General features: G+C 50.7%; 11 protein-coding genes, 1 other RNA gene and 1 pseudogene. 8 read left to right on the top strand and 5 right to left on the bottom strand.

Annotation, left to right across the window (positions count from 1 at the left end):
- Positions 1-118 precede the first annotated feature (118 nt).
- Positions 119-1,447, top strand: a complete 1,329-nt coding sequence (srmB, locus tag ACR8BF_RS05050; protein WP_434745649.1) for an ATP-dependent RNA helicase SrmB — start codon at positions 119-121, stop codon at positions 1,445-1,447.
- Between the two features lie 216 nt (positions 1,448-1,663).
- On the opposite strand, the gene grcA is transcribed toward srmB, so the two are convergent.
- Complete coding sequence (grcA, locus tag ACR8BF_RS05045) at positions 1,664-2,047, bottom strand: autonomous glycyl radical cofactor GrcA (RefSeq protein WP_010672180.1); 384 nt, start codon at positions 2,045-2,047, stop codon at positions 1,664-1,666.
- 242 nt (positions 2,048-2,289) lie between these two features.
- Here grcA and ung point away from each other — a divergent pair, with 242 nt between their 5' ends.
- A complete protein-coding gene (gene ung, locus ACR8BF_RS05040; RefSeq protein ID WP_314985632.1) occupies positions 2,290-2,970 on the top strand; it encodes a uracil-DNA glycosylase in 681 nt (226 codons plus the stop codon).
- 59 nt (positions 2,971-3,029) lie between these two features.
- On the opposite strand, the gene grpE is transcribed toward ung, so the two are convergent.
- Positions 3,030-3,611, bottom strand: coding sequence for a nucleotide exchange factor GrpE (gene grpE / locus ACR8BF_RS05035; RefSeq protein ID WP_010257683.1), 582 nt, complete (start codon positions 3,609-3,611; stop codon positions 3,030-3,032).
- A gap of 122 nt (positions 3,612-3,733) precedes the next feature.
- Here grpE and nadK point away from each other — a divergent pair, with 122 nt between their 5' ends.
- The 3 genes from nadK to bamE all read left to right on the top strand — a co-directional run bounded on the left by nadK (position 3,734) and on the right by bamE (position 6,892).
- A complete protein-coding gene (nadK, locus tag ACR8BF_RS05030; protein ID WP_179895010.1) occupies positions 3,734-4,612 on the top strand; it encodes an NAD(+) kinase in 879 nt (292 codons plus the stop codon).
- Between the two features lie 84 nt (positions 4,613-4,696).
- Complete coding sequence (recN, locus tag ACR8BF_RS05025) at positions 4,697-6,358, top strand: DNA repair protein RecN (protein WP_434745648.1); 1,662 nt, start codon at positions 4,697-4,699, stop codon at positions 6,356-6,358.
- Between the two features lie 186 nt (positions 6,359-6,544).
- A complete protein-coding gene (bamE, locus tag ACR8BF_RS05020; protein WP_179895008.1) occupies positions 6,545-6,892 on the top strand; it encodes an outer membrane protein assembly factor BamE in 348 nt (115 codons plus the stop codon).
- A gap of 94 nt (positions 6,893-6,986) precedes the next feature.
- Here the strand turns inward: bamE and ACR8BF_RS05015 are convergent, their stop codons facing one another.
- Positions 6,987-7,280, bottom strand: coding sequence for an RnfH family protein (locus tag ACR8BF_RS05015; RefSeq protein WP_179895007.1), 294 nt, complete (start codon positions 7,278-7,280; stop codon positions 6,987-6,989).
- A complete protein-coding gene (locus ACR8BF_RS05010) occupies positions 7,273-7,707 on the bottom strand; it encodes a type II toxin-antitoxin system RatA family toxin (RefSeq protein WP_090958545.1) in 435 nt (144 codons plus the stop codon). Before ACR8BF_RS05010 ends, ACR8BF_RS05015 begins: the two co-directional genes overlap by 8 nt.
- 158 nt (positions 7,708-7,865) lie before the next feature.
- Here ACR8BF_RS05010 and smpB point away from each other — a divergent pair, with 158 nt between their 5' ends.
- The 3 genes and pseudogenes from smpB to ACR8BF_RS04995 form a co-directional block, all read left to right on the top strand.
- Positions 7,866-8,348, top strand: a complete 483-nt coding sequence (gene smpB / locus ACR8BF_RS05005; protein WP_010257694.1) for an SsrA-binding protein SmpB — start codon at positions 7,866-7,868, stop codon at positions 8,346-8,348.
- Positions 8,349-8,391: 43 nt separating this feature from the next.
- Positions 8,392-8,753, top strand: a transfer-messenger RNA (tmRNA) gene (gene ssrA / locus ACR8BF_RS05000).
- 381 nt (positions 8,754-9,134) lie between these two features.
- Positions 9,135-10,530 (top strand): annotated as a pseudogene (locus tag ACR8BF_RS04995) (DNA primase family protein); the annotation flags it as partial.
- A 242-nt stretch (positions 10,531-10,772) separates the two neighbouring features.
- Here the strand turns inward: ACR8BF_RS04995 and ACR8BF_RS04990 are convergent.
- Positions 10,773-11,993: a potassium channel family protein gene (locus ACR8BF_RS04990; protein WP_434745647.1), complete on the bottom strand. Its 1,221-nt coding sequence runs from the start codon at positions 11,991-11,993 to the stop codon at positions 10,773-10,775.
- Between the last annotated feature and the right edge of the window lie 524 nt (positions 11,994-12,517).

Here is a 12,517-nt window from a genome sequence, read left to right as displayed (position 1 = left end):
TAACGTGGCGACAGAGGGAATTCACGCGGCAGACAACCCCAGGCGCAGCCGAAACGGATTAACAGATGAAGATTCAGTCTGATCTGTCTATAATCAGCGCCCCAAACTGAGGTAGACCATGACAGTAACCACATTTTCCGAACTCGAACTTGACGAAAGCCTGCTACAAGCGTTGCAGGAAAAAGGCTTTACGCGCCCAACAGTGATCCAGGCTGCTGCAATTCCGCCCGCACTGGAGGGTCGTGACGTTCTGGGTTCGGCACCTACAGGGACCGGGAAAACCGCCGCATATCTGTTACCGGCGTTGCAGCACCTGCTTGATTTTCCGCGCAAGAAATCCGGGCCACCCCGCATCCTGATTGTGACTCCAACCCGCGAACTGGCGATGCAGGTCGCCGACCATGCGCGTGAGCTGGCGAAACATACCCATCTGGATATCGCCACCATTACCGGCGGCGTGGCTTACATGAACCATGCCGAAGTGTTCAGCGAAAATCAGGACATCGTGGTCGCGACCACCGGCCGCCTGCTGCAGTACATCAAAGAAGAGAACTTTGACTGCCGCGCCGTAGAAACCCTGGTGCTGGATGAAGCGGACCGTATGCTCGATATGGGCTTTGCCCAGGATATCGAAACCATCGCGGCTGAAACGCGCTGGCGCAAGCAAACCCTGCTGTTTTCCGCCACGCTGGAAGGCGACAACATCCGTGACTTCGCCGAGCGTCTGCTGAACGATCCGGTTGAGCTGGAAGCAGACCCTAGCCGTCGTGAGCGCAAAAAGATCCAGCAGTGGTACTACCGTGCTGATGATCTGCAGCATAAGACCAAATTACTGATTCATCTGTTGAAGCAGCCGGATGTGACGCGCAGCATCGTTTTCGTGCGTAAGCGTGAACGTCTGCATGAGCTGGTGAGCTGGTTGCACGAAGCGGGGATTCGTAGCAGCTATCTTGAAGGCGAAATGGTGCAGGCGAAACGTAACGAAGCGATTAAACGTCTGAGTGAAGGCCGCGTTAACGTGCTGGTTGCGACGGATATCGCCGCGCGCGGCATCGATGTTGAAGATGTCAGTCACGTCTTTAACTTTGATATGACGCGCACTGCTGATACCTATCTGCACCGCATCGGTCGTACCGGGCGTGCAGGCCGTAAAGGCATCGCCATCTCACTGGTTGAAGCGCACGATTTCGTCCTGTTGGGCAAAATCACCCGCTATGTGAACGAGCCGATCAAAGCCCGTGTGATTGATGAGCTGCGTCCTGAGACGCGAGCGCCAAGTGCCAAAACTACGGGGAAACCGTCGAAAAAAGTACTGGCGAAGCGTGCAGAGCAGAAAGCCAGTGAAACAGAAAAACCGCGTGTAAAAAAACGCCATCGTGACGCCAAAAATGTCGGCAAACGCCGTAAGGCAAGCGGCAGTACGCCAGCTAACGAGAATGCGGAATAAATCATCGCAGGGTTAAAAAAATCGCCTCACAGGAGGCGATTTTTTTTATCTGATAATCAGTAACAACCCTTTCACAATGCTTTTACTACGAGAATGCTTTCTTTTTGAAAATAGACTATCGAAGCCGGGCTATTCCCTTTTTATCTCTTTCATACCATTGATAAAATTGCTGTGTGCGCTTTGCACTTATTTTCATCACCTGTTAATTCAGGCTGATTAAAGACTTTCAGTAAAGGTACGGGTAATCACGTCACGCTGTTGTTCAGGCGTCAGTGAGTTAAAACGCACGGCATAGCCTGAAACGCGAATGGTCAGCTGCGGGTAGTTTTCTGGATGTTTAACCGCATCTTCCAGCGTTTCGCGACGCAGAACGTTGACATTCAGATGCTGTCCGCCTTCAACACGCACCTGCGGTTTGATTTCAACCGGTACTTCACGGTAAGCGAACTCACCCAGTTCGCTGATAGCGACAACCTGATCTTCTTCGTAGCCCGCTTTTGCACACAGGCAACGCGCTTCGGCTTTCTCTTCGTCCAGCAGCCAGAAGGAGTTCAGTAGTTGTGAATTGTTTGATTGAGTGATCTGGATACCAGTGATCATGATTGCGTCTCCCGGATAATACGTGAATAAATCAAATTTGAAGCCCCCGGTATAGCACTCTTCATTTTGGTCAGCCTTGACCTGTGTCAATATTAATCAGGCGTTATGGCGGCTTTTCCGCTAAGCCCTTGATCTCAACAACCCCGCCAGCTCAACTTAATTTGTATTATTCAAATTATTTTGCCTTCAGGTCGGGGGCTGGAACCGCTAAGCTTACGGTACTAACGCTAAGGGAGTTAAACATGGCTGAAAAGCTGACCTGGCACGACGTGCTGGCTGAAGAGAAAGAGAAACCCTATTTTATTGAGACGCTGAAGCAGGTCGCCGATCGACGCGCCGCCGGTGTTACGGTCTATCCGCCACAGAAAGATGTGTTCAACGCTTTTCGCCTGACGGAGCTGGGTGACGTCAACGTCGTCATCCTGGGTCAGGATCCTTATCACGGGCCTAATCAGGCGCATGGACTGGCCTTCTCGGTGCTGCCCGGCGTTCAGGTGCCGCCTTCATTGCAGAATATCTACAAAGAGCTGGTGCAGGATATTCCCGGCTTTCAGAAGCCTGACCACGGCTTTCTTGAGAGCTGGGCGAAACAGGGTGTAATGTTGCTGAACACGGTGTTGACGGTTGAAGCGGGCAAAGCCCATTCTCATGCGCGATTCGGCTGGGAGACTTTTACCGATAACGTGATTGCGGCGATTAACCAGCACTGTGAAGGGGTGATTTTTCTGCTGTGGGGCTCACACGCGCAGAAGAAAGGCAGCATTATTGATCGGAAGCGCCATCATGTGTTGCAGGCACCGCATCCTTCACCGCTCTCCGCGCACCGTGGCTTTTTCGGCAGCAAACACTTTTCGACGACCAATGAATTGCTGAACGCGGCCGGCAAAAAGCCGGTGGACTGGACCCCGGAGCTACCGGCATAACGCCAGAAAGCACACGGCCGCGTCAGTGCGCGGCCGTGTAACGGGATTCAGGCGTTGAATCAGCTTTTCGCTTTAGAAACCGCAACCATCGCCGGGCGCAGCAGGCGACCATTCAGTGTATAGCCACGCTGCATCACCAGCATGACATGGTTAGGTTCAAACTCTTCAGACTCCATCATCGACATCGCCTGATGCACTTCCGGGTTAAATGGTACGCCGGTTTCGCCGACCACTTCAACACCGAATTTACGCACGGCACCCAGCAGTCCTTTCAGGGTCAGTTCAATCCCTTCAATCATGGATGCCAGCTGTGGGTCTTCTTTGTTCGCCACTTCCAGCGCACGTTCCAGGCTATCGATCACCGGCAGCAATTCGTTGGCAAACTTCTCCAGCGCAAATTTATGCGCCTTCTCAACGTCCATCTCTGCACGACGACGAATGTTCTCAATTTCTGCCTGCGCACGCAGCTGGGCATCACGCACACCAGTCTGCGACTGCGCTAATTCAGCTTCGAGCTGGGCGATACGCTCATCACGCGGATCCACCTCTGCCGCTGTCTCCGCTTCCTGAGGTTGCTGCTGATCCTGCTGAATTTCGTCTGAGACTTGCTCGTTTGGGGTGTTCTGTTCTTTACTACTCATGAATTTCTCCGCGTTTTGCACATTCATTTCGCTGGTTGGCTTATTATGGGGATTGGTATGACGGATTCAAGGGAACCTATCACATTGCCTTACCGTTTTGGCTTATAAGGAACACCGACCAGATGAACAAACACTTTAACTGCATTGGCATTGTGGGTCATCCGCGCCATCCCACCGCGTTAACCACGCATGAGATGCTCTGGCGCTGGCTGACAGCCAAAGGTTATCAAGTGATCGTTGAGAAGCAAATTGCACAGGAGCTGTCGCTTCACGATGTGCAGACAGGTACGCTGGCGGAGATTGGCCAGCAGGCTGATTTAGCGGTCGTGGTGGGCGGTGACGGCAATATGCTGGGCGCAGCGCGAGTGCTGGCGCGTTACGACATCAAAGTGATTGGCATCAACCGTGGTAATCTCGGTTTTCTCACTGACCTGGACCCGGACAACGCGCAGCAACAACTGGATGAGGTGCTGCAGGGCAACTACTTCGTCGAAAGCCGCTTTCTGCTGGAAGCGCAGGTGTGCAAATCTGACTGTTCGCCGCGTATTGGCTCCGCCATCAACGAAGTAGTGCTGCATCCCGGCAAAGTCGCGCACATGATCGAATTTGAAGTCTACATCGATGAAGTGTTCGCCTTTTCCCAGCGATCAGACGGTCTGATTATCTCGACGCCCACCGGCTCTACCGCCTATTCACTCTCTGCGGGCGGACCGATTCTGACGCCGTCACTCGAAGCGATCGTGCTGGTGCCGATGTTCCCGCATACGCTATCGGCACGGCCACTGGTGATCAACAGCAGCAGTACCATCCGTCTGCGCTTTTCTTCACGTCGCAGCGACCTGGAAATCAGCTGTGACAGCCAGATTGCGCTGCCCATCCAGGAAGGCGAGGATGTACTGATTAGACGCAGTTCCGGTCATCTCGATTTAATCCATCCTAAAAACTACAGCTATTTCAACACGCTGAGTTCAAAACTGGGCTGGTCAAAAAAATTGTTCTGAAAACCCGCCTCTCCCCTTTACTGGATAAAAAACCAGTTTATACTGTATGAAAAACCATATGTGTTTATTCATACAGGTGAACCTATGCTGGCCCAACTGACCATCAGTAATTTCGCTATCGTTCGTGAGCTCGACATTGATTTCCAACGCGGCATGACAGCAATCACTGGTGAGACCGGTGCCGGCAAGTCTATCGCAATTGATGCGCTGGGATTATGTCTGGGCGGTCGTGCTGATGCTGACATGGTGCGTCAGGGTGCCAGCCGGGCTGACCTCTGCGCCCGCTTCCAGCTGAAGTCCTCCCCTTCTGCCCAGCGCTGGCTGATGGATAATCATCTGGATGAGGGCAACGAATGTTTGCTGCGCCGGGTGATCAGCGCTGACGGACGTTCGCGCGGCTTTATCAATGGCACAGCGGTGCCGCTCTCTCAACTGCGCGATCTCGGCCAGTTGCTGATTCAGATCCACGGTCAGCATGCCCATCAGCTTCTGCTCAAACCCGACCACCAGAAACATCTGCTGGATGCCTATGCCGGTCATGACGATCTGTTGCAGCAAATGCGTACCAGCTATCAGACCTGGCATCAGAGCTGCCGCACCCTTGCGCTGCATCTGCAGCAGGCGCAGGAGCGTGAATCACGTCGCGAGCTGTTGCAGTATCAGCTGAAAGAGCTGAACGACTTCGCGCCACAACAGGGTGAATATGAGCAGATCGACGAAGAGTATAAGCGTCTGGCTAACAGCGGACAGCTCCTGTCGACCAGTCAGCAGGCGCTGCAACTCTTAGCCGACAGCGATGACACGAATCTCAACAGCCTGCTTTACAGCGCGCGTGAGATGATTTCAGAACTGACCTCGCTGGATGAGAAGCTGAGCGGCGTTCAGAATCTGCTTGAAGAGGCGGCAATTCAGCTGACCGAAGCCAGCGACGAGCTGCGCCATTACTGTGACAGCCTGGATCTGGATCCTAACCGCCTGTATGAACTGGAACAGCGTATTTCACGCCAGATTGCTCTGGCGCGTAAGCATCACGTCACGCCAGAAGCACTGCCTGAACTGCATCAGCAACTGCTGGCGGAAGCAGAGTTGCTTTCACAGCATGAGAGCGATCAGGAGAGCCTGCAGTCAATGGTGGGGGAACACTATCAGGCCGCGCTGCAAAGCGCTGAGCAGCTGCATCAGCAGCGCAACCACTTCGCTGATGAATTGCAGCAGTTGATTACCCAGAGTATGCATCTGCTCTCGATGCCGCATGGCCAGTTTAAAATCGCGCTGACCTTTAATCCGGATCAACTGACGGCAGACGGCGCGAGCCGCGTCGATTTCCAGGTTACCACTAACCCAGGCCAGCCACTGCAGCCACTCGGTAAAGTGGCTTCCGGTGGTGAACTGTCACGTATCGCGCTGGCGATTCAGGTGATTACCGCGAAGAAAATGGAAACACCGGCGATGATTTTCGATGAAGTGGATGTCGGAATCAGCGGCCCGACCGCCGCCGTCGTCGGTAAACTGCTGCGTCAGCTGGGTGAATCGACCCAGGTGATGTGCGTAACTCACCTGCCGCAGGTTGCCGGTTGTGGTCATCAGCATTTCTATGTCAGCAAAGAGACCGATGGCGCGATGACTGAAACCCATATGCAGCCGCTGGACAAGCGGGCGCGTCTGCAGGAACTGGCGCGACTGCTGGGCGGCAGCGAGGTCACCCGCAATACTCTGGCCAACGCAAAAGAACTTTTAGCCGCATAGCAGCGCACTTTTTTAACTCACCGTGGTCATAAGCTTGCTCTGTAGAGGTTTCCAACGGCGAAAAGGTTTATTATCATCGGCACTTATGTCGCCAGAGTAATAAAGCCTGCCGCAGGCAGAGTTCAGATTTTGATGGCAAGAAAGCCGCCTGTAAAAGGCGTTTGGCCCCGGAAAAGGAATGTATAGATGCGCTGTAAAACGCTGACTGCCGCGGCAGTAGTAATGTTGATGATGACCGCCGGATGTTCCACCTTAGAGCGCGTGGTCTATCGTCCTGATATCAACCAGGGTAACTATCTGGTTGCCAACGATGTGGCCAAGATCCATACCGGTATGACACAGCAGCAGGTGGCTTACACGCTCGGTACGCCGATGATGAAAGATCCGTTTGGCAGCAACGTCTGGTATTACGTTTTCCGTCAGGAGCCAGGTCATGAAAGCGTGAAACAGCAGACGCTGACGCTAAACTTTGATGGTAAAGGTGTGCTGACTAACATCGACAACAAGCAGAATCTGTCACCGAACAACGACTGACTGAACGAGATAACGTTTGAAAGTCAGACAGCAAAAAAGGCGCACTGAGCGCCTTTTTTATGCCTGTTATCCGCTGAGTATGGCGGGATACGGCTTATTTTTTGCTTTCTGCCGCTCGCTCTGCGCGCTGCCTGCGTAACTCTTTAGGATCGGCAATCAGCGGACGATAAACTTCGATACGATCGCCCTCATTCACCACATCATCCAGTTTCACAGGCCGACTATAGATACCGACCTTATTGCTGGCGAGATCAATCTCCCGACGCAGTTCAAGCAAACCTGATTTCAGGATGGCATGCTCTACCGTGCTGCCCTGCTCCACTTTCACGTAAAGCTGATACTGCTTTTCAGGCAAGGCATAGACCACCTCGACGGAGATGTCAGGCACGGTAAACCTCTTTGGCGCGCTGGGTGAAAGCCTGCACCATGCTGTTGGCCAGCTCTTTGAAGATACGTCCAAAGGCCATCTCTACCAGCATATTGGTGAACTCGAACTCCAGGCTTAACTCAACCTTGCAGGCGTCATCACCCAGCGAGACAAACGTCCAGCCACCGGTCAGTTTACGGAATGGCCCATCAACCAGTTGCATATGGATGCTCTGGTTATCCGTGAGAGTATTGCGGGTGGTAAATGTTTTGCTGATGCCCGCTTTCGACACATCCACGGACGCCGTCATCTGATTATCAGACGCATCCAGCACACGGCTTCCGGTGCAACCCGGCAGGAATTGCGGATAAGCATCTACATCATTTACAAGTTTGTACATCTGCCCGGCACTAAACGGGACCAGCGCCGAACGACTAATCTGAGCCATAATGGTTCCTGTTCATCACAAAACCGCTGAATAATAGCATTTTCAGCGATTAAACAAAAATGTCCCCTGGTGAGGGTGTGCTAGAATATCCCGTTTCCTGCCGCCCCGCTGGACTGGGGATGCGATAACCGACTAAGTGATGTAAAATACGCCGCACTATGACAAAGAAAAAAGCACACAAACCCGGTTCTGCCACTGTTGCCATGAACAAACGCGCCCGCCACGAGTACTTCATTGAAGAGGAGTATGAAGCGGGATTGTCGTTACAAGGATGGGAAGTTAAATCACTTCGTGCCGGTAAAGCCAACATCAGCGACAGCTATATTCTGCTGCGCGATGGCGAAGCCTTTCTGTTCGGTTCAACCTTTCAACCCTTAGCCGTTGCCTCCAGCCATGTGGTCTGTGATCCGACACGCAGTCGTAAGCTGCTGTTGAAGCAACGTGAACTCGACTCCCTGTATGGCCGCGTGAACCGCGAAGGTTACACAATCGTGGCACTGTCGCTGTACTGGAAGAATGCCTGGTGCAAACTGAAGATTGGTGTTGCACGCGGTAAGAAAGAGCACGACAAGCGCGACGATATCAAAGACCGCGAATGGCAGTTAGACAAAGCACGTATCATGAAGAATTCAAAGCGTTAAGCACTGGATTTTGATTTGTTTTGTTGCTAGTATTTGAAGTTCTGGGGCTGATTCTGGACTCGACGGGATTGTGAAGCCTTAGGAGCATGCCGAGGGGCGGTTTGCCTCGTAAAAAGCCGCAAAAAAATAGTCGCAAACGACGAAAACTACGCACTAGCAGCTTAATAACCTGCTTAGAGCCTTCTCTCCCTAGCTTCCGCTCTTAAGACGGGGATCAAGAGAAGTCAAACCCAAAAGAGATCGCGTGGATGCCTTGCCTGGGGTTGAAGCGTTAAATCCAATCAGGCTAGTCTGTTAGTGGCGTGTCTGTTCGCAGCTAACCGGCGAATGTAAAAACTGACTAAGCATGTAGTGCCGACGGTGTAGTAATTTCGGACGCGGGTTCAACTCCCGCCAGCTCCACCAAAATTCTTGGTTGATGGTTACCAGAACCATCATCTAAGTCCTGAGAGCCCGCAAGGTGAAAGCCTTGCGGGCTTTTTTGTGTCTGTGATCCTCTAAGGCGATTTGTTTGACTCCAGAGGTAACGGTTAGGCTTTCAGGTACACTCTATTTGATAGGCCAAAACATGTGCCAACTATGAACAGCAATCAACCATGGCGTGAAAGCCCCACTTCCATACCAAAAACGAAATTCTTAGAGCTAAGCCTCACGAGATTCTGAAAATAGTTTCTCCCCGCTCTCCCATTTAGCGTGAACCAAAACTGGCAACACGCGTCCTCCCCAACATGTTGAGACAAAGACAGCTTCCGTTTTGATAATTACCAAATGGCTCTGGCTGTGTAACAGGCGCAGCCGCTCAGCCCGTTTGAATCCGTCAGTGAGGCCAACCTGAAGGCCATGAGCGCCAGCCAGAAGGCCGAGCTGCTGGTCGCCCATTATGGTGAGGCGCTGGCCGTGCCGCCGGTCGGGGAGGAAATCTGCCGCTATGAGAACGGCGCATGGCAGGTGATGGAGGCGAAGACGCTGCGCCGGGAAATCGCCGCGCTTTTTCAGAAAGTACGCGCACCGTTCTCGGCCGCTGGTATCGGCAGCGTGCTGGACACACTCAAGCTGATGGGGCCGCAGATGGGTGAACCGTCCCGCCGGCTGATTGGTTTCCGTAACGGTGTGTATGGTGTATGACACCACGACAGGCACATTCAGCCCGCACCGCCGCGAGCACTGGCTGCGCACCGTCAACAGCGTGGACTACACCGCCCCGCGTCCAGGTGAGAACCTCGCAGACCACGCCCCGGCCTTCTGGCGCTGGTTAACGCGGGCAGCCGGACATAATCACGACAAGCAGGAGCGCATCCTCGCGGCATTATTTATGGTGCTGGCAAATCGCTATGACTGGCAGATGTTTCTCAAAGTCACCGGCCCCGGCGGCAGCGGTAAAAGCGTCATGGCCTCGATAGCCACTCTGCTGGCCGGAAAAGACAACACCACGTCCGCCACTATCGACACGCTGGAATCCTCACGCGAGCGCGCCAGCGTGGTGGGTTTTTCGCTCCTTATCCTGCCTGACCAGGAAAAATGGAGCGGCGACGGCGCAGGCATCAAGGCTATTACCGGCGGCGACGCAGTAGCCATCGATCCAAAATACCGTGACGCCTATTCAACGCATATCCCGGCGGTCATTCTGGCGTTGAACAACAATCCGATGCGCTTCAGCGACCGCAGCGGCGGCGTGTCACGTCGCCGGGTAATCCTGACCTTCCCCGAGGTGATACCGGCAAATGAGCGTGACCCGCAGTTGCTGGATAAAATCAGCAACGAGCTGGCCGTCATCGTTCGTCATCTGATGCAGCGTTTCAGCAGACCCGACGATGCGCGAGAATTACTACAGGCGCAGCAGACTTCCGGCGAAGCACTGGAGATTAAAAGACAGGCTGATCCACTGGTCGATTTCTGTGGCTATCTAATGCCGATAAGCACGGCTACCGGCCTGTTTATGGGTAACGCAAACATCCGCCTCATAAACCCAAAGCGTTATCTCTATCATGCGTATCTGTCGTTTATGGAGTCACGCGGCCATCAGCACCCCCTGAGCCTGACCGCATTCGGCCAGGCGGTGCCGCAGACGCTGAAAGAGTATGAGCGCGTGTTGCTTAAGCGCAGGACGAATAACGGTATACAGACCAATCTCACGTTACATGAGGACAGCGAGGCGGATTGGTTGCACACATGTAGCATCTGATAACATAATTCCACGTAAACCGGCTTAGGCCGGTTTTTTTATATTTGATGCAAATATTAATGTCAGCCAAGGTTCGCTAAGAGCGAAGAGCTGCCGTTCGTAATTTCCCTCGAAGTCGATTGAGGCGTTTCTTGCATACTTTAGAACTAATCAACGCGTAGCTATCCAATTTAAATATTAGAAGATAAGCTCAGGCTGACGCAGCTAACTATGCCAACCTAAAACTTATACTATCAACGTATCTATTTTATTTTAGAACCTCTGCGTGGATAACGAGGTAATTTCTTTTGCGCGATTAAGGTATCTATCGCGGACTGGGCGAGTCTGTTTGAAATTGCCAGGTTAGATGCTATGATTCTATGTATGCCTTTTCCCCAACTTGTTTTATTTCCTTCAGGCATTAAATCATACACCTCATTGAGAAGCTTAGGGTTTATGATAGTTTTATGTGACACAATAATTTCGCTCAACCTTTCTTGCATCAGTTTTCTTATTTTCCTTATCCCCACCAGTAAGCTGTCATTGTCATTATATTCTTTTGTGATTGTGATTTTTTCTAATTTATTATATATAAATAATCTTGTGCGGTTATAAGCAGAGGATAGGAATGAAAATTTTCTAAAATTAAATCTTTTTGAGAGTAAGTTGTTTTTAACTTTGATGAAGAGCGCATCAGTGTAACCATAACTTTTCATTGATCGTACATGTAACTTATACATAATACTAATTAATGAACAGCTTCTTTTTGCAAGTGCTAAACTACGGTTAAATATCAGTTCGTCAGGAAAGGATTGCTTATGTGTTTGGATTGTATAGCAACTTTCCTGAATCAGATTAAGTACATGGTAAAACTTCATTAGTACGGAATCATTTCCAAAACCCGTTAAATCAGATTGGTTAGCATGGAAAATAATATAATTAGAGCTGGCTTCAAATCGTGATGTTATTGTTTTCAATATAGATTGTGTTAGCGGAATATTCTGCGCATTAAATGCACTAATGAGATCATCATTGAGCTTATAAAGTTCTATGCAAAAGGCATCAATGCGTCTCTGGCAGTCGCTTGTATGTACTAAGAGGAGCATGGCTTGCTGCCGTTCGGATGCAAATTTCCCTATTAATAATGAAGTGAAGAGCAATCCACTTAATGTAAGTATTACTGATATAAAACGAGCAAATCCGACAGGGGTTAGGTCCCCATAACCTAGTGTCGTAAATGTCACAAAACTGAAATAAAGCGAATCGATAAAACCATGAGAATCATTTAGCTTTCCAAAGAGGGTGATCAAAGTTGAACCCAAAAATATAACCATGACAGCGCCTATAATTAAGTCAGTGTATGTGGCTTTTTGAATTAATTTCCCTATGGTGGATGACAATTCATATTTAATATCTGGTGGGGTGGCCAATGAATCGTCATCATCAGAAATGAGAAGGTCTGTTTGCAGTGGCATTTTTTTCATAAGTAAAAATTCCTTTTCAGAGATGAGTTTTAAAAAAAAACATAAAGCAATTACTAAATTTATTATGAGTGGAAGGAATCAAAATTACCAGGCTCTGTTTAAGTTAGTAACTTCCCAATCAATCCTCTTAGAGACTGAAAGGGAGACCCAAACCCATCAACCATTCTCGTTTTCCAAACGTTGTCGAACTGTGCTAAAAAACATTAAATATACATAACCGCACCGCAAAAAGAAGGGACATCTTGCCCAGCGGCTGCGTTCTGATGTCATGCAGGCTAAAGCTAGGCTTATTATACCGAGCATTGCTTAATAACGCATTTTTCTTCATGACAATCAATACGCCATTGAGTGCCATAACGGACTTAAATAAGTGTCTTACAGCCGCCATGTCAAACTCATGTTGCCTTTAAGAATTACACAAATCGCTATTGAGGTATCCCATTTATTGCTGGGCCATCTACGTTCAGTGGTTTCTGCAACGCATGCTTCGTAGATTTATTGTTCAACTTCCAGGGCTTTATCGG

This window comes from Candidatus Pantoea rara, from assembly GCF_051136265.1.
Lineage (GTDB): Bacteria > Pseudomonadota > Gammaproteobacteria > Enterobacterales > Enterobacteriaceae > Pantoea > Pantoea rara.
Note: the sequence above shows the minus strand (reverse complement) of the source record. Positions and strands in the feature narration are given on the sequence as shown.